Here is a 25,107-nt window from a genome sequence, read left to right on the forward strand (position 1 = left end):
CGTGCGGGTGGCGTTCGTGCTGGGCACCACGTCCGGCGGCACGGGGCGGCACGTCCTGATGCTGACCGAAGGGCTGGTGCGGCGCGGGCACCGGGTGCTCGTCGTGGGACCGCGCAGCGTCGAGGAGCAGTTCTCCTTCGCCGCCGCGGGGGCCCGGTTCGTGGAGGTGGCCGTGTCGGATCGGCCACATCCGGGCAACGACCTGCGTGCGGTGCTCGCGATCAGGCGGCTGACCCGGGAGGCCGAGGTCGTGCACGCCCATGGGCTGAGGGCGGGGGCGCTGGCCGCGCTCGGAGCGGGCGGCCGGCGAGGGAGGCCGGCGGCGCTCGGGGCGGGCGGCCGGCGGGGGAGGCCGGCGGCGCTCGGGGCGGGCGGCCGGCGGGGGAGGCTGGTCGTCACCCTGCACAATGCGCTGACCGCGGGCGGCCTCGTCGGATTCGTTTACGGGGTGCTCGAGCGGATCGTCGCGCGGAGAGCCGATCGGGTGCTGGTCGTGTCGCCGGATCTCGGAGAGCGCATGACCCGGCTCGGGGCTCGGGACGTGCGTGCCGCCGTGGTGCCGGCGCCTGCCCTGCGGCCGGCCAAGCGCACACCCGAGGAGGTCAGGGACGAGCTGGGGGCCGGGCAGCGGCCCCTCATGCTGACGATTGCCCGGCTCGCCCAGCAGAAGGGACTCGAAACGCTCCTCGATGTCGCCGCCGGGCCCTGGAGGGAGAGGACCGGCCTGCCGGCGGACCTGGCCGGGGGGCCGCTGTTTCTGGTCGCCGGAGAGGGGCCGTTGCGGGCGGAGCTGGAAGGCAGGATCCGGCGGGAGGCGCTGCCTGTGAGGCTGCTCGGAAATCGGGATGACATTCCCGACCTGCTGGGCGCGGCCACCGCCGTGCTCACCGCCGCCCGGTGGGAGGGGCAGCCGCTCAGCATCAGGGAGGCGCTCATGGCCGGGAAGCCAGTGATCGCTACTGCTGTGGGAGGAATTCCGGAGATTGTGGGGGACGCCGGGATCCTCGTTCCCTACGGGGATGTCCAAGGCTTGCGTGGTGCCGTACGGACGCTGCTGGAGGAGCCGGGAGCTGCGGAAACGCTCGCCGCGGCGGCCGCGCGGCGCGGGCGCGAGATGCCCGGCGGCGACGCCGCCGTGGCGAGCGTGCTGGAGGCGTACGGGCCGCAAGATCCAACGGGATGATTAGGTGGGGATAAGGCGTTCTCGTATACTGCCTGGGTTAGGGAGGGGAGTATCCCTTCGCGACAGCCTCGTCATCACGGTGCAGCCCCGCTCCACGGGGCCCCCGGGGCTGCCGGTCCGCGCTTTTCGCGGGCGGGAGAGACCTCCGGCACTGAGTCCTGCAATGCCGGAGGGTCTTGAGACGTGAGCGTACCCGTGTGGGCCTGGATCGCCGTGATCGGCGGTCTCATCGTTGTCCTTGCCATTGACTTGTGGATCGTCGACCGCGGAGAAGCACGTGAGTTCTCCATGCGGCAGGCCGGCTACTGGGTGACGTTCTATGTCGTCCTCGCCATAGCGTTCGGGGTGGTCATGTGGACCACGGTGGGGGCGGACAAAGCCGGGGAGTTCTTCGCCGGCTATATCACTGAATACAGCCTGAGCGTCGACAATCTCTTCGTCTTCTTCATCATCATGAGCAGGTTCGCCGTGCCCCGGGCCTACCAGCACAAGGTCCTGCTCGTCGGTATCCTGCTCGCGCTGGTCATGCGCGGCATCTTCATCGCGCTGGGCGCCGCGGCGCTCGAGCGGTTCAGCTGGCTGTTCTACGTGTTCGGCGCCTTCCTCGTCTACACCGCGATCAACATCGTCCGCCAGCACCTCAAGGGCGAGGAAGAAGAAGTCAACGAGAACATTCTGCTCAGGTGGGTGCGTAGGACGCTCCCGTCCACCGAGGGCTACGTCGGGTCCAAGGTCACCGTCAAGATCGACGGCAAGCGCCTGGTCACGCCGATGCTCATCGTGATGATCGCCATCGGCAGCACCGACCTGCTGTTCGCGCTCGACTCGATTCCCGCGATCTTCGGGCTCACCAAGGACCCCTTCATCGTCTTCACGGCCAACGCATTCGCCCTGATGGGGCTGCGTCAGCTCTACTTCCTCCTGGGTGGCCTGCTGCAGCGGCTCGTCTACATCAGCTACGGTTTGGCGTTCATTCTCGGGTTCATCGGGGTTAAGCTTGTCATGGAGGCGTTGCACGCCAGCCATGTCTCCTGGGCGCCCGAAATTCCCATCTGGGTCTCGCTCTCGATCATCGGCGCCACCATGGTCATCACCACTGTGGCCAGTCTGGTGAAAGCCCGCATGGACGCGCGCAAGGGCGAGGAGACGACCCCGGAGCAGGTCTAGCGAAAAGGGCTTCGAGGCGCTTTGCTTGTGTAGTTGTGCCGTGCATAGTTGCTGGTTCTGTAACATCACGGCAAAGCGCCCAGTCCAGTCACCACCAAAGGTTGTACGTGTCCGACGATTCTGCTAAGCCCACCCGCCCGAGCTCTGTCAGGCTCGCCCGCGGCGTGTCTCCTTGGCTCCTTCCGACGGCGGCCGCGGCGGCCGCGACCGCGCTGCTGACGCGCAAGGACCGGCGATGGGCGCTCGCGGCGCTGCCGCTGAGCGCGCTCACCGGGGGCATGCTCTGGTTCTTCCGCGACCCCGACCGGACCCCGGGAGAGGGCCGCGTCCTGTCGCCCGCCGACGGCGTGGTGCAGAGCATCGACCCGTGGCCGGACGGCCGCACCAGGGTCGCGATCTTCATGAGCCCGCTGAACGTGCACGTCAACCGTGCCCCTCTTGCGGGAAATGTCACCTCCGTGCAGCATGTGGCAGGTGGGTTCCTGCCGGCGTTCAACAAGGACAGCGACCAGAACGAACGCGTGGTGTGGCATTTCGAGACCACGCTGGGCGACATCGAGATGGTGCAGATCGCGGGCGCGGTGGCGCGCAGGATCGTGCCCTATTTGAGCGCGGGCGCGAAAGTCGTGCCAGGCGAGCGGATCGGGCTCATCCGGTTCGGCTCGCGGGTCGACATCTACCTTCCCGAAGGGATCTCTCCCGCGGTGTCCGTGGGTGAGAAGACGGTTGCGGGGGTGACCAGAATTGACCGAGGCTGACGCCGGTAGTTGGCAGGCGGAAGAGGAAGAGCCTCGAGGTCCCGTCGGCAAGGCGTTCCGCCTCTCCGCTGCCGACTCCCTCTCGCTGGGCAACGCGGTCTGCGGGTTCCTCGCGGTGTGCGTCCTGGCGTACTCCGCGATCCAGCAGCTCCAAGTCGAGGGCGGCCGTTTCACACCCAACCCCAGCTACTTCGCCACCGCCATCGTGCTGCTGCTCATCGGGGCGACGTGCGACCTGTTCGACGGTCTCGTCGCACGGCGCTTCCGCGCCTCGGCGATGGGGGCCGAGCTCGACAACCTCGCCGACGTGATCAGCTTCGGGTTCGCGCCCGCGTTCATGGTCGTGATCTGGGGCGGGTTCACCGATCAGGTGCCGTTCACCGCGGTGCTGGTGGCGGCGGCGTCCGTGCTGGTCGCCGGGGTCGTCCGGCTGGCCAGGTTCGCCTGCGTCAAGACCAAGAGCGGCGACTTCATGGGGCTGCCCATCCCGATGGGCGCCATGACCGTGATCTCCATCGTGCTGCTGTTCCAGCCGAGCATCTGGGCGCTGCTCGCCGTGCTCGGCGTGGCGTGGCTGATGGTCAGCCGGATCGAATACCCGAAGCCGAAGGGGCAGCTCCTGGCGGTGGTCCTCGGGTGGATCATGGTGAACGTGGCGTTCCTCACCGTCTGGGTGGCCTGGCCGGAAGGCGGCGACCTGCCGATCAAGATCGGCGCGTCCATGCAGATCGCGCTCGTGGCGGCCATCCCGTTGCGGATGTTGTTCTACAAGCGCGAGCAGCGTAAAGAAGCCGAGCGCATCAGCAACTGACCGGGATTTTTCGTCTTACTTCGGCTTTGATGGAGCCATGTCGGCCACGCCGCGCGAGCACACGCGCACGTACTACCTCGGCAAGCTGGCCACGGAGCTGGAGCAGCGCGGGCTGACGGCGGCACTGCGGCCGTATCCGCCCGCGTTGCGGATCAGCGACCCCGACACCGTCATGCTCGTGGAGACGGTCGACTGCGTGCCGATGTCGGAGGGCTGGTTCTATCGGTGGTCGTGGGGCGAGCTCGTCGGGCTCGCTGACGATCCCGCCCTCGCGGCCGAGCGCATCGTCCGGGTCCTGGCCGCCCGCCGGTGAGCCTTGTGCCCCCGGCGGCCGGCACGGCGCCGGTCACCAGCCCTGCCGACCGGCCGGGCGCCGGTTACCAGCCGCGGGCCTTCCACTCCGGGAGGGAAGGGCGTTCGGCGCCGAGGGTCGTGTCCTTGCCGTGGCCCGGGTAGATCCAGGTCTCGTCGGGCAGGCGGTTGAAGACGCGCTCCACGACGTCGGTGTAGAGCTGGTCGAAGCGCTCCGGGTCCTTCCAGGTGTTGCCGACGCCGCCGGGGAACAGGGAGTCGCCCGTGAACAGGTGTGTGCCCGCCTCCTCGCCTCCGTCGTACAGGAGCGCGATCGATCCTGGCGTGTGGCCACGCAGGTGGATGACCTCCAGGGTGACGTCGCCGACGGTGATGGTGTCGCCGTGCTCCACCGTGCGGTCCACCGGCAGCGGGAGTGCGGCCGCGTCCAGCGGATGGGCGATCACCTGGGCTCCCGTGACCTTGACGACCTGCCCCAGCGCCTGCCAGTGGTCGCCGTGCTGGTGCGTCGTGACGATCGCGCCGATCGGCTGGTCGGCGATCAGGGCGAGCAGGCGATCGGAGTCGGCCGCCGCGTCGATGAGCAGGCCGTCACCGGTCTGCGTGGAGCGCAGCAGATAGGCGTTGTTGTCGTACGGGCCGACGGCGAGCTTGCAGATCGTCAGCGCGGGCAGCTCGCGCACGTCGGCGGGACCGCCGACCTGGACGTCACCTGTGTAGGTCATCAATAGTCCTTCGGGGGCGTCGCGGGCAGATCTGCGGGGGCCGGTCAGCCACGGCGGCGGCTCTGGAAAGCCTGTCCCCCCGGGGCCTGGCATGAACGACTGCCCCGCAGGCACCAGGGTAACGCCCCGGCCGTCCGACCTGCCGGTCAGTCAGGCCAGCATGTCGCGTGGCGTGCCCTGGACGACGGGTCCGCCGCCGAGGTCGCGTCCGTGGGCGACTCCGCCTGCAGCGCGGATAGGACCCGCCATATCTGGATATTTCAACATCTGGGCTCCTCGTCTGAGGGCGGGCATAAAGCCGCAGGTCGGATCGTTAGATGTCGAAGGCCTCCTGCCGAGGTGGCTGATGGCCGTAACCTGTGAGGGACGGATTTTTCGGGGGCCGGGATGCGGGCCGCCGAATTTGTCGGAGCTCCCGTCTACCATCCCCCGTGGACCTATCCGCCTTTCGACTTCCGGGATCGCCGTGGCAGACCGCCTGATCGTGCGTGGTGCACGAGAACACAACCTCAAGGACGTCTCGCTCGACCTGCCGCGAGACTCGCTGATCGTCTTCACCGGCCTGTCCGGCTCGGGCAAGTCGAGCCTGGCCTTCGACACGATCTTCGCTGAGGGGCAGCGGCGCTACGTCGAATCGCTGTCGGCGTACGCTCGCCAGTTCCTCGGGCAGATGGACAAGCCCGACGTCGACTTCATCGAGGGCCTGTCCCCGGCGGTGTCGATCGACCAGAAGGCCACCAGCAAAAACCCCCGCTCGACCGTTGGCACGATCACCGAGGTCTACGACTACCTGAGGCTGCTGTGGGCCAGGATCGGCAAGCCGCACTGCCCGGTGTGCGCGCGCCCGATCGCCAGGCAGATGCCGCAGCAGATCGTCGACCGGGTGATGGACCTGGAGGAGGGCACCAGGTTCCAGGTGCTCGCCCCGGTCGTGCGCGGACGCAAGGGTGAATACGCCGAGCTCTTCCGCGAGCTGCAGACCAAGGGCTTCGCCAGGGCCAGGGTGGACGGCACCGTCGTGCGGCTGGAGGACCCGCCGACGCTGAAGAAGTACGAAAAGCACGACATCGAGGTCATCGTCGACCGCCTGTCGGTCAAGGAGTCGGCGCGGCGCCGGCTCAACGACTCGGTCGAGACGGCGCTGCTGCTGTCCGGCGGCACGATCACGCTCGAGTTCGTCGACCGGCCCGAGGACGACCCCGGCCGCGAGCGGTTCTACTCCGAGCACCTCTACTGCCCCTACGACGACCTGTCGTTCGAGGAGCTGGAGCCGCGCTCGTTCTCGTTCAACTCGCCGTTCGGCGCCTGCCCCGAGTGCACGGGCCTGGGCACGAAGATGGAGGTGGACCCCGACCTGGTGGTGCCCGACCCGGAGCGCACGCTCCGCGAGGGCGCGCTGCATCCCTGGTCGGGCGGCCACACCAGTGAATACTTCGTCAGGCTGATCGAGGCGCTGGGCAACACCGTCGGGTTCACGCTCGACACCGCGTGGGAGGGGCTGCCGAAGAAGGCGCAGAAGTCGCTGCTGTACGGCCACGACGAGCAGGTGCACGTCCGCTACAGCAACCGTTACGGCAGGCAGCGCTCCTACTACACCACCTACGACGGCGTCATCCCGTGGGTGCAGCGCAGGCACGCCGAGGCGGAGAGCGACTCGAGCCGCGAGCGGTTCGAGGGCTACATGCGCGAGATCCCGTGCCCGGCCTGCAAGGGAGCCAGGCTCAAGCCGGTGACGCTGGCGGTGACGGTCGCCGACAAGTCGATCGCCGAGGTCGCGGCCATGTCGATCGGCGAGTGCGCGAAGTTCCTGGCCGCGCTCAAACTGTCCGACCGCGACATGCAGATCGCCGAGCGGGTCGTCAAGGAGATCAACGCCCGCCTGGGCTTCCTGCTCGACGTCGGCCTCGACTACCTGACCATGGACCGGGCCGCCGCCACCCTCGCGGGTGGCGAGGCGCAGCGCATCAGGCTCGCCACCCAGATCGGCTCCGGCCTGGTCGGCGTCCTCTACGTGCTGGACGAGCCGTCCATCGGCCTGCACCAGCGCGACAACATGCGCCTGCTCGACACGTTGGTCAGGCTGCGTGACATGGGCAACACGCTGATCGTGGTCGAGCACGACGAGGACACGATCGCGGCCGCCGACTGGGTGGTCGACATCGGTCCCGGCGCGGGCGAGCACGGCGGCCAGGTCGTGGTGTCCGGCACCGTGCAGCAGCTGCTGTCCAGCGAGGAGTCGCTGACGGGGCAATACCTGTCCGGGCGCAGGAGCATCCCCATCCCCGCCATCCGCCGCCCGCGCAACAAGAAGCGGCAGATCACGGTCAAGGGGGCGCGCGAGCACAACCTCCAGGGCGTGGACATCGAGTTCCCGCTGGGGCTGTTCACGGCCGTGACGGGTGTGTCGGGGTCGGGCAAGTCGACGCTGGTCAACGACATCCTCTACAACGCGCTGGCCAAGGAGCTCAACGGAGCGCGCACGGTGCCGGGCCGGCACTCGCGGATCAACGGCATGGATCTCGTGGACAAGGTCGTCCACGTCGACCAGTCGCCGATCGGGCGCACCCCGCGCTCCAACCCGGCCACCTACACCGGCGTCTTCGACCACGTTCGCAAGCTCTTCGCGGCCACGACCGAGGCGAAGGTGCGGGGCTACCAGCCCGGGCGCTTCAGCTTCAACGTCAAGGGCGGGCGCTGCGAGGCGTGCGCCGGCGACGGCACCATCAAGATCGAGATGAACTTCCTGCCGGACGTCTACGTGCCGTGCGAGGTCTGCCACGGCGCCCGCTACAACCGGGAGACGCTGGAGGTCCACTACAAGGGCAAGACGATCTCCGAGGTGCTGGACATGCCGATCGAGGAGGCCCTGGGCTTCTTCGACGCGATCCCCGCGATCAAGCGTCACCTGCAGACGCTCCACGACGTGGGTCTCGGCTACGTCCGGCTCGGGCAGCCGGCCACCACGCTGTCCGGGGGCGAGGCCCAGCGCGTCAAGCTGGCCTCCGAGCTGCAGCGGCGGCAGACCGGGCGGACGATCTACGTGCTGGACGAGCCGACCACCGGGTTGCACTTCGAGGACATCCGCAGGCTGCTCGGCGTGCTGGGGCGGCTGGTCGACGGCGGTAACACGGTGATCGTCATCGAGCACAACCTCGACGTGATCAAGACGGCCGACTGGATCATCGACATGGGTCCCGAAGGCGGCTCACGCGGCGGGACCCTGGTCGCCAGCGGCACGCCCGAGGAGGTCGCGCTGGTGGAGGAGAGCCACACCGGGCGCTTCCTGCGGAAGATCCTGTCCTTCTGAGGTCACCCGGCCTGGTGGCCGCGAGGGTCATGCGCCCTGGCGGGCATGGGTCATGCGGTTTGGCGGGCGCGGCGGCGGCGTTTGGCGGCGTCGCCGCGCTCCAGCCACCACTCGGCGAAGAGCAGCGGCAACACCCAGCCGAGCCAGGCGCTCAGCGCCGACACCGCGCTCGCCAGAAGTGTCTCGTCGCCGTGGAAGGTGGTCTCCAGTTGCGGCGACAACACGATGAAGAACACGGTCCCCCACAGGCGGTTCGTGATGATCGACATGGTGAGGGCGAAGCTGCGCACCATCCACCGGCGATGGTCGACGAATCTGCGCTGCCTGGCCATCCTCCAGCCCGCCAGCGTGCATCCCAGCCAGACAAGTGCCAGCACGACGCCGCTGGCGGCGGTCACCGGGCCGAAATACGGGGTGGTCACGGAGACGATCAGACCGAGCAGGCCGGCGGGGAGGCAGCCGGCGAAGACGTACACGCGGCCGATCAGGCGATGGGCGCGCGGGTAGCGGCCGCGGAACCACGGCCAGACCTGCAGGCAGCACGTGATCATCGCGATCGAGCCGAAAACGACGTGCAGCGACAGGACGACGAAATGCGGCGGGAAGAAGTCCGGGGCGGGGACGCGCGACTGGCTCGGGTCCATGGACAGGTACGGGGGCAGGGAGAAGGCGACGAACGCGACCGCCACCACCGCCAGCGGCGCCACCCATGGACGGCGCCACCATCGGGGACGGCGGGGTGGGGCGGGGGAGACCGGTGGCTGCTGCTCTGTCGAAAGCGTCATGGCCGCAAGGGTCAAGGCGGTCGCTGACCGCCGGCCTACCAGCCGCTGACGTGCCGCCCTGGAGGGCGGTCAGAGGTGCCCGCCGGGCGCTGCGACCTGCCACCCGCGGACGGGACCGGCGGGCGGCGCCCATAGACTTGACTCTGGGTGACGACTTGACCGCAGTGGGTCAGCATCGACTGTTAAGGGGCAGCAGGCCGCGCCACCGAATGTCACACGCTGACCACGAAGAGATATGGGATAGCTCTCGAACATGAACACCTGGGGTTCGACGGAAGTGGCCGCTGAAAGCGGCCTCGGACGGCGCGAGATGCTGGGGGCGGCCGGAGTCGCGGCGTGCGGGCTGGCGCTCGCGGCATGCGGCACGGGGGACATCAAGGCTCAGCAGAGCATCAAAGGCAAGGTCATCGCCAAGACGGCCGACGTGCCGGTGGGCGGCGGCAAGCTGATCGAGGACCTGAAGATCGTGGTGATGCAGCCCGCGCAGGGCGTCTACAAGGCCTACAGCGCGATCTGCACGCACATGGGCTGCGCCGTGAGCATTCCCGAGGGCAAGATGATCAAGTGCGCCTGCCACGGCAGCGAGTTCGCCGCTGACAGCGGCAACGCCACCAAGGGGCCCGCCACCGCTCCGCTGACCGCATTCCCGGTCAAGGTCGAAGGCGACGGCATCGTGATCGTCTGAACCGGTAATTGTGCGTAGTCGCCGGGATTGGTCTCGGGCACGCTGAACCGGCGCCATGGCGCTGGCCGTACCTGAAGTGAAGACAATCCTGGGAGGAACGCACAATGACGGAAACGACGCGCCGGACAATGATGCTCGGCGCCGGTGGCGCGGGGCTGGCGGCGGTTCTGACAGCGTGTGCGAGCTACGGTTCGCCGACGACGGAAGCGAGCGCCGACCCTCCGGCCGAAGAGCCGGCCGAGGAGGCGTCGTCCGCGGCACCCAAGAAGAAGCAGGCATCGAAGGGCAAGGCGCTGGCCGCCACCAGCGACATCCCCGAAGGGGGCGGGAAGGTCTTCGAGGGTCAGAAGATCGTGGTCACGCAGCCGACCGCAGGCGATTTCAAGGCGTTTACGGCCGTCTGCACCCACGCGGGCTGCACGGTGGCCACCGTCTCCAACAACACGATCAACTGTCCTTGTCACGGCAGCAAGTTCAGCATCGAGGACGGCTCCGTCACTGATGGGCCCGCGGGCGAGCCGCTCGCGGAAAAGAAGATCACGGTGGACGGAGACAAGATCAGGCTGGCGTGAACACGCGTCTCATGAATTTCTCACCTGGGTGCGTTTGGGTGAGCGCATGGGAGAAGACCTTCGTAGCCGCCGGGTGGTGATCGCAGGCGTGGGCGCAAGCGGCCTGGCACTGGCGATCACCGCATGTGGCGGCGGTACCGATACCGCGACGAGCGCCGGTGGCGCCACCGAGTCGAGCGCGCCTCAGTCCAGCGCCGCTAAGTCCAGCGCCGCGCCGCAGGGCGGGAGTGCGCTGGCCACGACCGCCGACATCCCCGTCGGCGGTGGCACGATCTTCAAGGACCAGAAGATCGTGGTCACGCAGCCCACGTCGGGTGAGTTCAAGGCGTTCAGCGCGGTGTGCACGCACAGCGGCTGCGCGGTCGGCAGCGTCGCGGACGGACAGATCGTCTGTCCTTGTCACGGCAGCAAGTTCAACATCGCGGACGGGGCCGTGACGAACGGGCCCGCCGACAAGCCGCTGCCCGAGCAGCAGATCAAGGTCGACGGCGACCAGATCACGCTCGCGTAGCGCCGCCGCCGGGAACGGCCCGGCGCGAGCTGGGCCGTCCAGCGGCCGTTCGCGCCGGCCGGGCCGGGCGAGTGCCCGTGTGCCCGTGTGCCCGTGTGCCCGTGTGCCCGTGTGCCGATCAATGTCGGCCAGTGCCAGTCGGCCAGTGCCAGTCGGCCAGTGCCAGTCGGCCAGTGCCAGTCGGCCAGTGCCAGTCGGCCAGTGCCAGTCGGCCAGTGCCAGTCGGCCAGTGCCAGTCGGCCAGTTGTGCCGGTGTGTTGGCCAGTGCCAGTTGGGCAGTGCCGGTGTGTCGGCGAGTGCCCGTGTGTCGGCCAGTGTCGGTCGGAACCGGGGTGGTGTTGGTCTTGGTCGCGTTTGGGGGCGCGGCCGGGATGCCTGGTCTAGCCGGTCGTGCCCGCGACGGGGCGACCTTGTCGGTGTGGGCTACTAGGCTTTTGTTCGTGGCGAGATCAGCGGGCAGCCCTTTGAGTTTCCGGCCCAAGCCGGGTTCGATCCCCGATTCCCCGGGGGTCTACCGGTTCAGGGACGCGCACGGCCGGGTGATCTACGTAGGCAAAGCCAAGAGCCTGCGGCAGCGGCTCAACTCGTACTTCGCGGACTTCTCCGCGCTGCACCCGCGAACGCAGACGATGCTGACCACCGCCGTCGACGTCGACTGGACGGTCGTCGGCACCGAGGTGGAGGCGCTGCAGCTCGAATACTCCTGGATCAAGGAGTTCGACCCGCGCTTCAACGTGAAATACCGCGACGACAAGTCCTACCCCTACCTCGCGGTCACCTTGGGAGAGGACTTCCCGCGCGTGCAGGTCATGCGTGGGGCCAAGCGCAAGGGCACGCGCTATTTCGGGCCCTACTCGCACGCCTGGGCCATCAGGGAGACAGTCGATCTGCTGCTGCGGGTCTTCCCGGTGCGCACCTGCAGCGCGGGGGTGTTCAAGCGGGCCGGGCAGATCGGCCGCCCCTGCCTGCTCGGCTACATCGACAAGTGCTCGGCGCCCTGCGTCGGCCGGGTCAGCCCAGAGGAGCACCGCGCGCTGGCCGAGGACTTCTGCGACTTCATGGCAGGCAACACCAGCCGCTTCATCAAGCGTCTGGAGAAGGAGATGCGCGAGGCCGCCTCCGAGCAGGAATACGAGCGCGCCGCGCGGCTCAGGGACGACATCCAGGCCCTGCAGCGGGCGCTGGAGAAGCAGGCGGTCGTGCTCGGCGAGGGCACCGACGCCGACGTGATCGCGCTGGCCGAGGACCCGCTCGAGGCCGCCGTACAAGTCTTCTACGTGCGCGGCGGCCGCATCCGCGGCCAGCGCGGGTGGGTGGTCGACAAGGTCGAGGAGACCACGCCCGGCGAGCTGGTCGAGCAGTTCCTGCTGCAGATGTACGCCGAGGCCGCCCCCGAGTCGATGCCCCGCGAGGTGCTCGTGCCCGCCCTGCCGCCCGACAACGAGGCGGTCACGGAGCTACTGGGCGAGCAGCGCCGCGCCCGCGTCGACGTACGCGTGCCGCAACGCGGCGACAAGCGGGCGCTGATGGAGACCGTCGAGCGCAACGCCAAGGAGTCGCTCGCGCAACACAAGATCCGCCGCGCCAGCGACCTGACCACGCGCAGCAAGGCGCTGCAGGAGATCGCCGACGCGCTCGACCTCGACCAGGCGCCGCTGCGCATCGAGTGCTACGACGTCTCCCACCTGCAGGGCGAGAACGTCGTGGCGTCGATGGTGGTGTTCGAGGACGGGCTGGCGCGCAAGATCGAATACCGGCGCTTCGCGGTCAAGACCAAGGAAGGCGACGTCGCCTCGATCTACGAGGTGATCATGCGGCGGTTCCGCCGCTACCTGGAGGAGCGTTCCGCCACCGGCGAGCTGGCACCCGACGACCAGGACGCGCACGGCCCCATCGACCCCGAGACGGGCAAGCCGCGCAAGTTCGCCTACCCGCCCAACTTGGTCGTGGTCGACGGCGCGGGCCCCCAGGCGGCCGCCGCCCAGCGGGCGCTCGACGAGCTCGGCATCGACGACGTGTCCGTGTGCGGGCTCGCCAAGCGGCTGGAGGAGGTGTGGCTGCCCGGCGACGACCAGCCGGTGATCATGCCTCGCTCGAGCGAAGGCCTCTACCTGCTGCAACGCGTCCGAGACGAAGCGCACAGGTTCGCCATCACCTACCATCGTTCCAAGAGGGCGAAGACGGTGAAGGAGAGCGCGCTCGACAGCGTGCCCGGCCTCGGCCCCGCCCGGCGGCAGGCGCTGCTCAAGCACTTCGGCTCCGTGAAGAAGCTGCGTGAGGCCACCGCCGACGAGATCTGCGAGGTTCCGGGCATCGGCCCTTCGATCGCTGAGGTCATCGTCTCGACGCTGAAGGGAGACTCGCCTTGATGCCGCCACGGTCATTCAGAGCGGCGAGCCTGGGGCGGAGAGCGGTCGCTTGCGTGGCCGGCGGAGCCCCGTGCGAGCGCGACCATGGGCACAGAGCGGGGAGCTTGGGGCGGGGAGCGGTGGCTTGCGTGGCCGGCGGAGCCCCGTGCGAGCGTGACCATGGACACGAAGCGGCATGGCCAAGGCGCGTTCCCGCATTCGCTAGTGTGAAAGGGCGTGCCGCGATGACTCAACCGGGCGTGCCGGGCGGCCGCCGTGCGGTGAGCGCCCGGGCCGCTGAGCCGGCGGACGACGCCGGCCGGAGAGGGCGTAGACATGGACACCGGTGAGGCAAAGCCGGACGGGCGAAGCACTGGTGAGACGGTGCCGGACGGGCGGAGTGAGGCGATGAGCACCGGGCCGGCGTTCGTCATCGTGACCGGCATGTCCGGAGCGGGACGCAGCACCGCGGCCAAAGCGCTCGAGGACCTGGGCTGGTTCGTCATCGACAACCTGCCGCCGGGCCTGCTGTTCGCGATGGCCGAGGAGGCGGGCAAGGTCAAGCTGGCCGCCGACAAGGTGGCGGCCGTCGTGGACGTGCGCAGCCTCGCCTTCACCACCGACCTCAACGCCGCCATCGAGGAGCTCGAAGGGCGCGGGGTGCGGGTGCGCGTCGTGTTCCTGGAGGCCAGCGATGAGGAGCTGGTGCGGCGCTTCGAAAACGTCCGCAGGCCTCACCCGCTGCAGGGCGAGGGACGGCTGGTCGACGGCATCGCACGGGAGCGGGGGATCCTGCGGGAGGTGCGGGCCAACGCCGATCTGGTGATCGACACCTCCTCGCACAACGTGCACGATCTGAGAAACAAGATCGTGGCATACTTCGGCGGCGAGGACCGGCCGGGGCTGCGGGTCAACGTCGTGTCCTTCGGGTTCAAATACGGTCTGCCGGTCGACGCCGACCTCGTCGTGGACTGCCGGTTCCTGCCCAACCCGCACTGGGTGCCCGAGCTGCGGCCGATGAACGGGTTGGAGGCGCCGGTCCGCGACTACGTGCTGGGGCAGCCGGGGGCCAAGGAGTTCCTGGACGCCTACGAGGAGGTCCTGCGGGTGGTCGCCGCCGGCTACGCGCGTGAGGGCAAGAGTTACGCGACGCTGGCGGTGGGCTGCACGGGTGGCAAACACCGCAGCGTGGCCATGGCCGAGCAGGTCGCCGCCCGCCTGCGCGACCGCGGGATGGAGGTCCAGGTGAGCCACCGGGATGTGGGGCGGGAGTGACCGATGAAGGTTTCGAAGCAGCGACTGTGCCGGATCCGGCAGGCGGCGGTCCCATCCCGGTAGAGCGTTCGCGGCCGGCTGATGCTCCCCTGCGCGACGTGGGCGACGCCTCGGCAGGGCGTGGTGTGGCCGGAGGCGTCCCGCCTGGTGAGGAGGGGCGGTTCGGCCCTCCCGGGCGGCACGCGGAGTTCGGGCCGGGCGTGGTCGCGCTCGGCGGCGGGCACGGGCTGTTCGCGTCCCTGTCCGCATTACGAATGGTCACCGACACGCTGACCGCGGTGGTGACCGTGGCCGACGACGGCGGCTCCAGCGGGCGGCTGCGCCGTGAGCTCGGTGTGCTGCCGCCCGGCGACCTGCGCATGGCGCTGGCCGCGCTCTGCGGCGACGACGAGTGGGGCAGCACCTGGAGCGAGGTCGTGCAGCACCGCTTCCGCAGCGAGGGCGAGCTGCACGGGCACGCCGTCGGCAACCTGCTGATCGTGGCGCTGTGGGAGCTGCTGGGCGACCCCGTGGCCGGGCTCGACTGGGTCGGGCGGCTGCTGGGCGCGCACGGGCGGGTGCTGCCGATGGCGTCGGTGCCGCTGGACATCGTGGCCGAGGTGGAGCTCGACGGCGTCATCTCGACCGTACGCGGTCAGGTGGCGTGTGCTCTGACACCGGGTCGCGTCCAGGCCATCTCGCTGGTCCCCGAGGACCCGCCCGCACGGCCCGAGGCCGTCACGGCGGTGCTGGAGGCGGACTGGGTGGTGTTCGGTCCGGGGTCGTGGTTCACCAGCGTGCTGCCGCACCTCAAGGTGCCCGAGCTGGCCAGGGCCCTGCACGAGACCCGGGCCAAGCGGCTGGTCACGCTCAACCTGGCTCCCCAGGCGGGCGAGACCGACGACTTCTCCCCCCAGCAGCATCTGGAGGTGCTCGCGCAGCACGCGCCTGACCTGTCGATTGACGTCGTGCTGGCCGACACCGGAGTGGTCGACGACCCCGACGCGCTGGAGAAGGCCGCCGCCGCGCTCGGCGCGCGGCTCGTCATGGCCGACGTGGCCGCCGCCGACGGCTCTGCGCGGCACGACCCACGACGTCTTGCCTCCGTCCTGGACGAGATTTTCCTCCAGAAGCGTTGATCCTGGTCGGCGTGGCGCGAAGGTGCGAGAGACTGACGAGAGCCGGTCTGAATGGGGGAGAGGACTAACGCTTATGGCGATGACAGGTGTGGTGAAAGACGAACTGAGCCGCCTGCCGGTGCTGAAGCCGTGCTGCCGCAAGGCGGAGGTTTCCACGTTGCTGCGGTTCGCCAGTGGCCTGCACCTCGTGGGCGGGCGGATCGTGATCGAGGCGGAGCTCGACACCAACGCCACCGCGCGGCGCCTGATCAAGGACATCGGCGAGGTGTTCGGCCACAAGGCGGAGGTGCTCGTTCTCGCGCCCGCCGGGCTGCGCAAGGGCTCTCGCTACGTCGTGCGCGTCTACCGCGACGGTGAGGCGCTCGCCCGCCAGACGGGCCTGATCGACAACCACGGCCGCCCGGTGCGCGGCCTGCCCCGCCAGGTGGTGGCGGGGGCGGCATGCGACGCTGAGGCCGCCTGGCGCGGCGCCTTCCTGGCGCATGGCTCGCTCACCGAGCCGGGGCGGTCGATGTCGCTCGAGGTCACCTGCCCGGGGCCGGAGGCGGCGCTCGCGCTGGTGGGCTCGGCACGGCGGCTGAAGATCCACGCCAAGGCGCGGGAGGTGCGCGGGGTGGACCGGGTCGTCGTACGCGACGGCGACGCGATCAGCGCCCTGCTCACCCGCCTGGGGGCGCACGACAGCGTGCTGGCCTGGGAGGAGCGGCGGATGCGCCGCGAGGTGCGGGCCACCGCCAACCGCCTGGCCAACTTCGACGACGCCAACCTGCGGCGCTCGGCCCGTGCCGCGGTGGCGGCCGGGGCGCGGGTGCAGCGGGCGCTGGAGATTCTCGGGGAGGAGGCTCCGGAGCACCTGGTGGTGGCGGGGCGGCTGCGGGTGGAGCACAAGCAGGCGTCGTTGGAGGAGCTGGGGCAGATCGCTGATCCGCCGCTGACCAAGGACGCGATCGCGGGGCGGATCCGGCGGCTGCTCGCCATGGCCGACAAGCGCGCCTCCGATCTCGGCATCCCCAACACCGAGGCCAACCTCACCGTCGACATGCTCGCCCCTTGACGGCGACACCAGCTGAGGGCGTCGTCTGCTGCGGCCGATGATGGGCCGTGCGGCTGGGGTCGTGGTGGTGGCGGTGCGGCTGGGGTCGTGGTGGTGGCGGTGGCGGCGGTGCGCCTGCAGGCCCGTTGATGGTGGCCCTGCGACTATGCGGGGCCGTGATGGTGGGGCTATGTCTGGTTCTGCAGGGCCGTGATGGCGCTTTGTGTGGTTCTGCGGGGTCGCGATGGGGCTTTGTGTGGTTCTGCGGGGCCGTGATCGTGCTTTGTCCGGATCTGCGGGGCCGTTGTGGTGGCGGGGCTTTAGGACCCGTTCTTTACGGCGAGCCGAGTGGGCCGCACGCGCCGACGTGGGTTTCCGTCCGTCATGGCCGGTCGTGAAGGCTCACGGGTCGCTCGCCGTGACGGAGCGCATGCTTGACCAGCTTCCGTGGTCGGATGACCCGGGGCGGGGCCGTTCGTGCGTGTCCCCTTCTTGGGTGAGCTGGGCGGCGTCAGCCCGGACCGCGTCAGTCGCCGGCCGGTTTGCGGGGTGTGAACAGGTCACCCGCCGGCTGCTTGGCCGGGGACTGGGCGGGCTCGAACGGGGCTCGGTAATCGGGCTCCTCCGGCTCCTCGGTCGCCGCCTCGGTGCGCTGGGCGCGGCGGACGCGTGACACCACGCGCAGAGTGAGCAGCAGGAGTGCGGCCAGGGCGGCCACGCCGATGGAGAGCCAGATCGGCCACGTCTGCCCCAGCGGGGAGCTGTAGATGCTCAGGGCGGGGAAGAAGCCCCCGAAGAAGTTGTCGAGGGTGATGTCGGCCAGGTCGATGGGCGTGCCCCGTCCCCGCGTGAGGGCGCCCCAAATGATCGCCTTGCCGATGATCTGGCCACCGGCCACGGCGCCGCCCGCGTACAGCGCCGCCACGGCCGGCAGGGCGACGCTGCGCGGACGTGCCATACCCATGGCCAGGGCGACGATCAGCGCGACCACGAGGGACAGCGCGATCGAGAGGGGATACCCGTTGCCGAACGTCCGGACTTCGATGGGAAGGCTTCTCTGGAACGCGATGGCCATCCCCATACCGGCCGCGCAGACCAGCGCCGCAACGAGTCCTGCGGCTAGTCCGGGAAGCAGCCCGGACCGCTTATGTGACATCTCAGCCCCCAGAGAATGCACGAATTTACTCCGATGAGTCGGGCACTTTACTCGAACGCCTCAAAACTAGTGTGCAGAACCGTCATTCAGACTGCGGGGGTGGCAGTGGTCTAAACCAATTTGGGTCCGATAAGGTTCGTGGTTGAGGTTCAGCCCGCCATCTGTTCGAGGAGTTCGGTTCCCGTGAGCATCCGCGTAGGCGTCAACGGCTTCGGCCGTATCGGTCGCAACTTCTGGCGCGCTGTCGCCGCCAGTGGCAAGGACATCGAGATCGTCGCGGTCAATGACCTGACCGACAACGCGACGCTCGCTCACTTGCTGAAGTACGACAGCATCTTGGGCCGCCTGCCCTATGAGGTGAAGGCCACCAGCGATGAGATCATCGTGAACGGCAAGGCGATCAAGGTCTTCGAGGAGCGCGACCCGGGCAAGCTGCCCTGGGGCGACCTCGGTGTGGACGTGGTCCTGGAGTCGACGGGTCTGTTCACCGACGCCACCAAGGCCAAGGTGCACGCCGACAACGGCGCGAAGAAGGTCATCATCTCCGCCCCGGCGAAGAATGAGGACTTCACCGTCGTCATGGGCGTCAACGACGGCGACTACGACCCGGCCAAGCACACGATCATCTCCAACGCCTCCTGCACCACCAACTGCCTGGCGCCGATGGCCAAGGTCCTGCACGACACCTTCACCATCGAGAAGGGTCTGATGACCACCATCCACGCCTACACGCAGGACCAGAACCTGCAGGACGGCCCGCACAAGGACCTGCGCCGCGCCCGCGCCGCCGCGCTCAACGTGGTGCCCACCTCCACCGGCGCCGCCAAGGCCATCGGCCTGGTCCTGCCCGAGCTCAAGGGCAAGCTCGACGGCTTCGCCATGCGGGTGCCGATCCCCACGGGCTCGGCCACCGACCTCACCGTCGACGTCAGCCGCGACGTCACGGTCGAGGAGGTCAACGCCGCGGTCAAGGCCGCCGCCGAGGGCCCGCTCAAGGGCATCATCAGCTACACCGAGGACGAGATCGTCTCCTCCGACATCGTCACCGACCCGGCCTCCTGCATCTTCGACGCCGGCCTCACCAAGGTCATCGGCAACCAGGTCAAGGTCGTCGGCTGGTACGACAACGAGTGGGGCTACTCCAACCGGCTCGCCGACCTGATCGAGCTGGTGGGCCGCGGTCTCTGACGCCGGATCCCGCGAGGGAGCGCCGCCGCCTGGACCCCTGCTTCGCATGATCGGTCTCGCCGCCCACTCGTCGCATCGTGCGATGCCCGGGCCGGCGAGAACGACCTCCCTGTGAGCGTCGCACCGATCACCCGCGCGAGGTGCCGGATCGCAGGAGAGCCGATCCGAGGACGAGCGCCGGGAGCGGAGCGACCGGGGCGCCGGAAGGCGGCGGCATGGGCGACTGAGCCGGCTCACGGAGTGAGGCCATGTACACAGTGACGGGAGAATGAGCATGCGCACGCTCGATGATCTCGACGTGAAGGGGCGGCGCGTGCTCGTACGCGCAGACCTCAACGTCCCCCTCGACGGGGAGACGATCACCGACGACGGCCGCATCCGCGCGTCGGTGCCGACGATCAAGGCCCTGCTGGACGGGGGCGCCAAGGTCGTCGTCTGCGCCCATCTGGGCCGGCCCAAGGGCCAGGTCAATCCGAAATACTCGCTCAAGCCCGTGGCCAGGCGCCTGGGCGAGCTGCTCGGCCAGGACGTGGCCTTCGCCGCCGACGTGGTGGGCGACAGCGCACGCAGCACCGTTGAATCGCTCCAGGACGGCCAGGTGGCCCTGCTGGAAAACCTGCGATACGAGCCGGGCGAGGAGTCCAAGGACGATGCCGCGCGCGGCGCCTTCGCCGAGCAGCTGGCCGGGCTGGCCGAGCTCTATGTCGGCGACGGGTTCGGCGCGGTGCACCGCAAGCACGCCAGCGTCTACGACGTGCCCAAGCTGCTGCCGCACGCGGCGGGCGGGCTGATCGTGGCCGAGGTGGAGGTGCTGAAGAAGCTCACCGAGGATCTCGAGCGGCCCTACGTGGTGGTGCTGGGCGGCGCCAAGGTCTCCGACAAGCTCGGCGTCATCGCCAACCTGCTGACCAAGGTCGACCGGCTGCTGATCGGCGGCGGCATGGCCTACACCTTCCTCAAGGCCCAGGGCCACGAGGTCGGCAGGTCGCTGCTCCAGGAGGACCAGCTCGACCAGGTACGCGGCTTCCTCGAGGAGGCGGCCAAGCGGGGCGTCGAGCTCGTCCTGCCCGTGGACGTGCTGGCCGCGACCACGTTCGCGGCCGACGCCGAGCACGAGGCGGTCGAGGCCACCGCGATCCCGGCCGACCGGGAGGGGCTCGACATCGGGCCCAGGACGCGGGAGCTGTTCGCCGCCAAGCTGGCCGACGCCAGGACGGTCTTCTGGAACGGGCCCATGGGCGTGTTCGAGTTCGACGCGTTCTCCGGCGGCACGAGGGCGGTGGCCGAGGCGCTGATCGCCGCCGACGCCTTCACCGTGGTGGGCGGTGGCGACTCCGCCGCCGCCGTACGCAAGCTGGAGCTTCCCGAGGACGGCTTCTCGCACATCTCCACCGGCGGTGGAGCCAGCCTCGAATACCTGGAGGGCAAGACCCTCCCCGGACTCGCCGCCTTGGAGGAGTGACCATTGAGCACGCGCAAGCCGCTCATCGCCGGCAACTGGAAGATGAACCTCAACCATCTCGAGGCCATCGCGCTGGTCCAGAAGCTCGCCTTCGCACTCAACGACAAGGACTTCGACAAGGTCGAGGTCGCCGTCCTGCCCCCGTTCACCGACCTGCGCAGCGTCCAGACCCTCGTGGACGGCGACAAGCTCAGGATCGTCTACGGCGCCCAGGACCTCTCTCAGCACGACGGCGGCGCCTACACCGGTGAGATCTCCGGCGCCATGCTGGCCAAGCTGGGCTGCACCTACGTCGTGGTCGGCCACTCCGAGCGGCGGCAATACCACGGCGAGGATGACGACCTGGTCAACGCCAAGGTCCAGGCCGCCTACCGGCACTCGCTGACGCCCATCCTGTGCGTCGGGGAAGGGCTGGCGGTGCGCCAAGAAGGCGGCCACATCGCGCACAGTCTCGGCCAACTCGACGGAGCGCTGCGCAAGATCTCGGCCGAGCAGGCAAAATCGATAGTGGTGGCCTACGAGCCGGTGTGGGCGATCGGCACCGGCGAGGTGGCCACCCCCGAGGACGCCCAGGAGGTCTGCGGAGCATTGCGAATCAGACTCGCTGAGCTCTACGACGCCGAAGTGGCCTCGGCGGTCCGTATCCTTTACGGAGGTTCGGTCAAGTCAGGCAATATCGCAGGGATCATGGCACAGGCGGATGTCGACGGCGCACTGGTGGGCGGCGCCAGCATCGACGCAGGTGACTACGCCAAGATCTGCCGATTCTCCGAAATGCCTGGCTAACTGAGTCGTTCTGGGGGTGCGACTTGACAACAGGTCGTACCCTCAAGAGGCAAGTTTGAATCGTCACGCGTAACAGAGCATTGAAGGAACAGGCATACCGTGGAAATCGGAATCTCCATCGCCCTCATCCTGGCGAGCCTTCTCATGATCCTGCTCGTCCTGCTCCACAAGGGCAAGGGTGGTGGCCTGTCTGACATGTTCGGCGGCGGCTTCTCGTCGAACTTCGGTGGTTCCTCGGTGGTGGAGCGCAACCTTGACCGGCTGACCGTCATCACGGGCACGGTCTGGTTCGTCTGCATCATCGCGCTCGGCCTGCTCCTGCGGCCCTGAGCAACAAGTTAAACGCGTGACAGTGATTCTCCCCCCGTGTCCGCACACGGGGCGATCGAGCGAGGAGTTCATCCGTGGGTAGTGGCAACGCGATCCGTGGCAGCCGAGTCGGCGCCGGCCCTATGGGGGAGGCCGAGCGTGGCGAGGCGGCTCCGCGAGTGCGGGTCTCGTTCTGGTGCGCCAACATGCACGAGACGCGCCCCAGTTTCGCCAGTGACGCGGCGGTCCCCGAGCTGTGGGACTGCCCGCGTTGCGGCCTCCCAGCCGGACAGGACGAGGAGGCCCCGCCTGCCCCGCCTAAGAACGAGCCGTACAAGACGCACCTGGCGTACGTGAAGGAGCGCAGGAGCGACAAGGACGGCAAGGCGATCCTCGAGGAGGCACTGGAGCGCCTGCGCGCCAACAAGTCCCCCTGGTAGTCGAGTCACCGCGAAGGGCCCCGGGCGATCGCCCGGGGCCCTTCGCGGTTCGTCAGGAGCTTTCGTAGACCGGCTCGCCGTCCACGAACGTCATGCGCACCCGTGTCGTCCAGATGTCCTGCGGCGGCAGGGCGAACGGGTCGCGGTCCAGGACCACCAGGTCGGCCGGGCGGCCGGGCTCGAGCACACCGGCGGGGGAGCGGTTGATCCAGGCGGAGCCGGAGGTGTACGCGGCCATGGCGGTGGCCAGATCGAGGCGCTGCCCGGGCAGGAACGGCGTTCCCGCGGTCGGGTAGCCGGCGTGGACCGAGCCGCCCGGCTCCGTGCGGTTCACCGCCACGTGCATGCCCTGCAGCGGGTCGGCGTCCGAGACCGGCCAGTCGCTGCCGGCGCAGAAGCGCGTGCCGTGGTCGAGCAGGTCCTTGAACGGGTACTGCCACGACGAGCGCGGCTCACCCAGGTACGGCAGCGTCAGCTCGTCCATCTGGGCGTGGTGGGTGGCCCACAGGGGCTGCAGGTTGGCCGTGACGCCCAGGGCGGCGAAGCGCGGCACGTCCGAAGGCTCGATGATCTGCAGGTGGGCGATGTGGTGGCGGTTGGCCGGGTTCGTGCCCTCGAAGCTGTCCAGGGCCTCGCGGACGGCCCGCTCGCCGATGGCGTGGAAGTGCACCTGGAAGCCGAGCCGGTCCAACTCGGCGACGTACTCCTTGAGCTTGTGCGGGTCCACGTACGACAGGCCCGTGCCGCCGCACAGGCAGTACGGCTCCAGCGTCGCGGCCGTGAAGTTCTCCGTGATGCCGTCCTGCATGATCTTGACCGAGGTGGCCTTGAAACGATCGAGGCCGTCGGCGGCGGCCCGGCGCTCGACCAGGTCACCGATCTGGTCCAGGCCGCGCGTCCTGTCCCACCACAGAGCGCCGGTCACGCGGGCCCTCAGCCGCCCTGAGCGGGCCGCGGACACGTAGGTGGGCAACTGGTCGACGGAGCCCGCGTACGAGCCCACGATGGCGTCCTGCCAGCCTGTGATGCCCAGGGAGAACAGATGCCGCTGCGCGTCCTCCAGCGCGTCGTCCAGATCCTGGGCGGCCGGTCGGGGGGTGAGCAGGCCGACCAGGTCCATGGCGCCCTCGTGCAGCACGCCGGTGGGCGCCCCGTCGGGGCCGCGCTCGATGCGGCCGTCCACCGGGTCCGGGGTGTCCTTCGTGATCCCGGCCAGGTCGAGGGCGCGGGTGTTGACCCAGGCGGCGTGGTGGTCACGCTGGATCAGGTAGGCGGGCCGGTCGAGGAAGTCGAGGTGGTCGCGGTGGGGGAGGCCGTTCGGGAACGCCGACATGTCCCAGCCGCCGCCATCAATCCACTCTTTATCAGGATGTTTCGCGGCGTAGTCCGCGATCTTCGCTATGTAGGCGTCAAGACCGAAAAGCTCGGACAAATCGCACTTCGCCCGTTCCAGGCCCGCCTGGACCGGGTGGATGTGCGCGTCCGTGAAGCCCGGCACCAGCAGTCCGCCGGCCAGATCCACCGTGTCATGGGACGGTGCCTGGCGGGCCAGCTCGCCCTCGGGGCCCACGGCGGCGATCACGCCGTCGCTCACCAGCACGGCCGCCTGCCGGACGCCTCCCGGAGTGAAGACGCGGCCTCCTCGGAAGAGGATGTCCATCAAGATCTCCCTTCTGCGATCAGTGACCGGTGATGAGGTCGGCGAAACGGGCCAGGGCCGAGGTGCGGGGCATGGCGCGCTCGCGGTGGTCCGCGACCCGGTACAGGCGGTACATCGTGTGCACGCCGAGCCAGCGCAGCGGCTCCGGCTCCCACGGGCGCACCCTCCGGCCCACCCACGGCAGGGACGTCAGCTCCGTCTCCTCGTCCAGGATCAGGTCGCGGAGGGTGCGGCCGGCCAGGTTCGTCGTGGTGACGCCGTGGCCGGTGTAGCCGCCCGCCCAGCCCAGTCCCGTGGCGCGGTCCACGTGGACCGTCGAGCACCAGTCGCGCGGCACGCCGAGCACGCCGGACCAGGCGTGTGCGATCGACGAGGAGCGGGCGGCCGGGAAGAACTCGGTGAGCAGCCGCCACAGCGCCTCCACGGTCCACTCGTGGGTGTGGCCCCGGGCGTCGACGCGCGAGCCGTACAGGTAGGGGCGGCCGCGGCCGCCGAAGGCGATGCGGTCGTCGGCGGTGCGCTGGGCGTACATGTAGTAGTGCGCCATGTCGCCGAGCAGCTCGGCGCCGCGCCAGCCGACCTCGTCCCAGAACGACGCGGGCAGGGGCTCGGTGACAATCATGGAGCTGTTCATGGGGAGCCACTGGCGGCGCAGGCCGCGCAGGCGGGCGGTGAAGCCCTCGGTGGCGCGGATCACGTGCCCGGCCGTCACGACGCCGTACGGGGTGACCGCCCGGTGCGGGACGATCTCCGTGACCGGAGTGCGCTCGTAAAGGGGCACGCCCAGGTCGCGTACGACCCTGGCCAGGCCCTGGGCCAGCTTGGCGGGCTGGATGCGGGCGCAGTGCGGGCTCCAGGAGGCGGCCTGCGCCCCGGCCACCCGTACGTGCTCCGCCGGGTCCACCAGTCGCAGGTCGGGCTCCTCGATGCCCCACGAGCGGGCCGCCGACACCGACGCACGGAGCCTGGCGACCTGGGCGGGAGTCCGGGCCACGTTCACGACGCCGCCCTTGACCAGGTCGCAGTCGATGCCCTCCTTCTCACAGACCGCGATGACCTCGTCGATCGAGGCGTACATCTCGCGCTGCAGGCGCCGCGCGTCCGCGCCGTAGCGTTCGTGCGAGCCGGCCAGGTCACCGGTCAGCCAGCCGCCGTTGCGGCCGGAGGCGCCGAATCCGGCGAACTCCTGCTCGAGCAGCACGACCCGCAGGGACGGGCGGGCCCGCTTGAGGTAGTACGCGGTCCACAGGCCCGTGTAGCCGGCGCCGACGATCGCCACGTCCGCCTCCAGGTCGCCGTCGAGCCTGGGGCCGGGGGCGGGCACGCCGGCCGATCGGTACCAGAAGGACACGTCGCCGTTCACGAACTCTGACGACAAGGGAACACGCACGCTCATGCCCCCGTATCCTGCTATATCCGGACACTGTGTCGCATCTCACGACGAAATTCGTGATCGATGCGGTACGGGGCGCGGAGGTCGTCGGCGCGCCGCTCGGCGTCGCGGCGGGGCAAGCGG

23 protein-coding genes are annotated in these 25,107 nt (G+C 69.3%); 18 read left to right on the forward strand and 5 right to left on the reverse strand.

Annotated features, from left to right (window positions below):
- Position 1 precedes the first annotated feature (1 nt).
- From OHA25_RS32860 to OHA25_RS32880, 5 genes are all read left to right on the forward strand, one after another.
- Positions 2–1,183 (forward strand): glycosyltransferase, encoded by a 1,182-nt coding sequence (locus OHA25_RS32860; RefSeq protein ID WP_327580811.1) that lies wholly within the window; start codon positions 2–4, stop codon positions 1,181–1,183.
- A 183-nt stretch (positions 1,184–1,366) separates the two neighbouring features.
- Positions 1,367–2,350, forward strand: a complete 984-nt coding sequence (locus OHA25_RS32865) for a TerC family protein (protein ID WP_327580812.1) — start codon at positions 1,367–1,369, stop codon at positions 2,348–2,350.
- A 107-nt stretch (positions 2,351–2,457) separates the two neighbouring features.
- The gene (locus tag OHA25_RS32870) at positions 2,458–3,108 is read left to right on the forward strand and encodes a phosphatidylserine decarboxylase (RefSeq protein ID WP_327580813.1); all 651 of its coding nucleotides are present in this window, start codon (positions 2,458–2,460) and stop codon (positions 3,106–3,108) included.
- Entirely contained in the window at positions 3,095–3,919 is an 825-nt protein-coding gene (pssA, locus tag OHA25_RS32875) for a CDP-diacylglycerol--serine O-phosphatidyltransferase (protein WP_305921264.1), read from the forward strand. Before OHA25_RS32870 ends, pssA begins: the two co-directional genes overlap by 14 nt.
- Before the next feature lie 37 nt (positions 3,920–3,956).
- On the forward strand, positions 3,957–4,232 hold the full coding sequence (locus OHA25_RS32880) for a hypothetical protein (RefSeq protein WP_327580814.1): 276 nt from the start codon (positions 3,957–3,959) through the stop codon (positions 4,230–4,232).
- Positions 4,233–4,296: 64 nt separating this feature from the next.
- Here the strand turns inward: OHA25_RS32880 and OHA25_RS32885 are convergent, their stop codons facing one another.
- Positions 4,297–4,956, reverse strand: coding sequence for an MBL fold metallo-hydrolase (locus OHA25_RS32885; RefSeq protein ID WP_327580815.1), 660 nt, complete (start codon positions 4,954–4,956; stop codon positions 4,297–4,299).
- 466 nt (positions 4,957–5,422) lie between these two features.
- On the opposite strand from OHA25_RS32885, the gene uvrA reads away from it, so the two are divergent.
- Positions 5,423–8,263 carry an excinuclease ABC subunit UvrA gene (uvrA, locus tag OHA25_RS32890; protein ID WP_327580816.1) on the forward strand — a complete coding sequence of 947 codons (2,841 nt, stop codon included), beginning with the start codon at positions 5,423–5,425 and terminating at the stop codon, positions 8,261–8,263.
- Positions 8,264–8,313: 50 nt separating this feature from the next.
- Here the strand turns inward: uvrA and OHA25_RS32895 are convergent, their stop codons facing one another.
- Positions 8,314–9,048, reverse strand: coding sequence for a DUF2306 domain-containing protein (locus tag OHA25_RS32895; protein ID WP_327580817.1), 735 nt, complete (start codon positions 9,046–9,048; stop codon positions 8,314–8,316).
- A gap of 253 nt (positions 9,049–9,301) precedes the next feature.
- Here OHA25_RS32895 and OHA25_RS32900 point away from each other — a divergent pair, with 253 nt between their 5' ends.
- The 7 genes from OHA25_RS32900 (at position 9,302) to whiA (ending at position 16,611) form a co-directional block, all read left to right on the forward strand.
- Positions 9,302–9,733: a Rieske (2Fe-2S) protein gene (locus tag OHA25_RS32900; RefSeq protein ID WP_327580818.1), complete on the forward strand. Its 432-nt coding sequence runs from the start codon at positions 9,302–9,304 to the stop codon at positions 9,731–9,733.
- Between the two features lie 104 nt (positions 9,734–9,837).
- Positions 9,838–10,305 (forward strand): Rieske (2Fe-2S) protein, encoded by a 468-nt coding sequence (locus tag OHA25_RS32905; RefSeq protein WP_305921270.1) that lies wholly within the window; start codon positions 9,838–9,840, stop codon positions 10,303–10,305.
- Positions 10,306–10,351: 46 nt separating this feature from the next.
- Positions 10,352–10,816, forward strand: a complete 465-nt coding sequence (locus tag OHA25_RS32910) for a Rieske (2Fe-2S) protein (protein ID WP_327580819.1) — start codon at positions 10,352–10,354, stop codon at positions 10,814–10,816.
- Between the two features lie 371 nt (positions 10,817–11,187).
- Positions 11,188–13,185, forward strand: a complete 1,998-nt coding sequence (gene uvrC, locus OHA25_RS32915) for an excinuclease ABC subunit UvrC (RefSeq protein ID WP_327591073.1) — start codon at positions 11,188–11,190, stop codon at positions 13,183–13,185.
- A gap of 387 nt (positions 13,186–13,572) precedes the next feature.
- Complete coding sequence (gene rapZ, locus OHA25_RS32920) at positions 13,573–14,439, forward strand: RNase adapter RapZ (protein WP_305921273.1); 867 nt, start codon at positions 13,573–13,575, stop codon at positions 14,437–14,439.
- A gap of 200 nt (positions 14,440–14,639) precedes the next feature.
- Complete coding sequence (locus OHA25_RS32925; RefSeq protein ID WP_327591074.1) at positions 14,640–15,557, forward strand: gluconeogenesis factor YvcK family protein; 918 nt, start codon at positions 14,640–14,642, stop codon at positions 15,555–15,557.
- A 73-nt stretch (positions 15,558–15,630) separates the two neighbouring features.
- Positions 15,631–16,611, forward strand: a complete 981-nt coding sequence (gene whiA, locus OHA25_RS32930; RefSeq protein WP_185103354.1) for a DNA-binding protein WhiA — start codon at positions 15,631–15,633, stop codon at positions 16,609–16,611.
- Positions 16,612–17,116: 505 nt separating this feature from the next.
- Here whiA and OHA25_RS32935 read toward each other — a convergent pair.
- The gene (locus tag OHA25_RS32935; protein WP_327580820.1) at positions 17,117–17,746 is read right to left on the reverse strand and encodes a hypothetical protein; all 630 of its coding nucleotides are present in this window, start codon (positions 17,744–17,746) and stop codon (positions 17,117–17,119) included.
- 183 nt (positions 17,747–17,929) lie between these two features.
- Between OHA25_RS32935 and gap the strand changes: the two genes are divergently transcribed.
- The 5 genes from gap (at position 17,930) to OHA25_RS32960 (ending at position 21,931) form a co-directional block, all read left to right on the forward strand.
- Positions 17,930–18,934 carry a type I glyceraldehyde-3-phosphate dehydrogenase gene (gene gap, locus OHA25_RS32940; RefSeq protein ID WP_327580821.1) on the forward strand — a complete coding sequence of 335 codons (1,005 nt, stop codon included), beginning with the start codon at positions 17,930–17,932 and terminating at the stop codon, positions 18,932–18,934.
- A 274-nt stretch (positions 18,935–19,208) separates the two neighbouring features.
- The gene (locus OHA25_RS32945) at positions 19,209–20,396 is read left to right on the forward strand and encodes a phosphoglycerate kinase (RefSeq protein WP_327580822.1); all 1,188 of its coding nucleotides are present in this window, start codon (positions 19,209–19,211) and stop codon (positions 20,394–20,396) included.
- Positions 20,397–20,399: 3 nt separating this feature from the next.
- On the forward strand, positions 20,400–21,182 hold the full coding sequence (gene tpiA, locus OHA25_RS32950) for a triose-phosphate isomerase (protein WP_305921277.1): 783 nt from the start codon (positions 20,400–20,402) through the stop codon (positions 21,180–21,182).
- A gap of 99 nt (positions 21,183–21,281) precedes the next feature.
- Complete coding sequence (secG, locus tag OHA25_RS32955) at positions 21,282–21,512, forward strand: preprotein translocase subunit SecG (RefSeq protein WP_305921278.1); 231 nt, start codon at positions 21,282–21,284, stop codon at positions 21,510–21,512.
- A gap of 74 nt (positions 21,513–21,586) precedes the next feature.
- Positions 21,587–21,931, forward strand: coding sequence for an RNA polymerase-binding protein RbpA (locus OHA25_RS32960; RefSeq protein ID WP_127934367.1), 345 nt, complete (start codon positions 21,587–21,589; stop codon positions 21,929–21,931).
- Between the two features lie 52 nt (positions 21,932–21,983).
- On the opposite strand, the gene OHA25_RS32965 is transcribed toward OHA25_RS32960, so the two are convergent.
- On the reverse strand, positions 21,984–23,591 hold the full coding sequence (locus OHA25_RS32965; protein WP_327580823.1) for an amidohydrolase: 1,608 nt from the start codon (positions 23,589–23,591) through the stop codon (positions 21,984–21,986).
- Positions 23,592–23,610: 19 nt separating this feature from the next.
- On the reverse strand, positions 23,611–24,987 hold the full coding sequence (locus OHA25_RS32970; RefSeq protein WP_327580824.1) for an NAD(P)/FAD-dependent oxidoreductase: 1,377 nt from the start codon (positions 24,985–24,987) through the stop codon (positions 23,611–23,613).
- Positions 24,988–25,107 lie beyond the last annotated feature (120 nt).

Origin of the sequence: Nonomuraea sp. NBC_00507 (genome assembly GCF_036013525.1) — a bacterium.
Classification (GTDB): Bacteria; Actinomycetota; Actinomycetes; order Streptosporangiales; family Streptosporangiaceae; genus Nonomuraea.

Coding starts and splice junctions, on each gene's coding strand:
- rapZ (WP_305921273.1), top strand. CDS start 13,573: ATGAGCACCGGGCCGGCGTTCGTCATCGTGACCGGCATGTCCGGAGCG.
- whiA (WP_185103354.1), top strand. CDS start 15,631: ATGGCGATGACAGGTGTGGTGAAAGACGAACTGAGCCGCCTGCCGGTG.
- OHA25_RS32905 (WP_305921270.1), top strand. CDS start 9,838: ATGACGGAAACGACGCGCCGGACAATGATGCTCGGCGCCGGTGGCGCG.
- OHA25_RS32935 (WP_327580820.1), bottom strand. CDS start 17,746: ATGTCACATAAGCGGTCCGGGCTGCTTCCCGGACTAGCCGCAGGACTC.
- OHA25_RS32970 (WP_327580824.1), bottom strand. CDS start 24,987: ATGAGCGTGCGTGTTCCCTTGTCGTCAGAGTTCGTGAACGGCGACGTG.
- OHA25_RS32880 (WP_327580814.1), top strand. CDS start 3,957: ATGTCGGCCACGCCGCGCGAGCACACGCGCACGTACTACCTCGGCAAG.
- OHA25_RS32885 (WP_327580815.1), bottom strand. CDS start 4,956: ATGACCTACACAGGTGACGTCCAGGTCGGCGGTCCCGCCGACGTGCGC.
- OHA25_RS32965 (WP_327580823.1), bottom strand. CDS start 23,591: ATGGACATCCTCTTCCGAGGAGGCCGCGTCTTCACTCCGGGAGGCGTC.
- OHA25_RS32895 (WP_327580817.1), bottom strand. CDS start 9,048: ATGACGCTTTCGACAGAGCAGCAGCCACCGGTCTCCCCCGCCCCACCC.
- uvrC (WP_327591073.1), top strand. CDS start 11,188: ATGCCTGGTCTAGCCGGTCGTGCCCGCGACGGGGCGACCTTGTCGGTG.
- OHA25_RS32910 (WP_327580819.1), top strand. CDS start 10,352: ATGGGAGAAGACCTTCGTAGCCGCCGGGTGGTGATCGCAGGCGTGGGC.
- OHA25_RS32945 (WP_327580822.1), top strand. CDS start 19,209: ATGCGCACGCTCGATGATCTCGACGTGAAGGGGCGGCGCGTGCTCGTA.
- OHA25_RS32900 (WP_327580818.1), top strand. CDS start 9,302: ATGAACACCTGGGGTTCGACGGAAGTGGCCGCTGAAAGCGGCCTCGGA.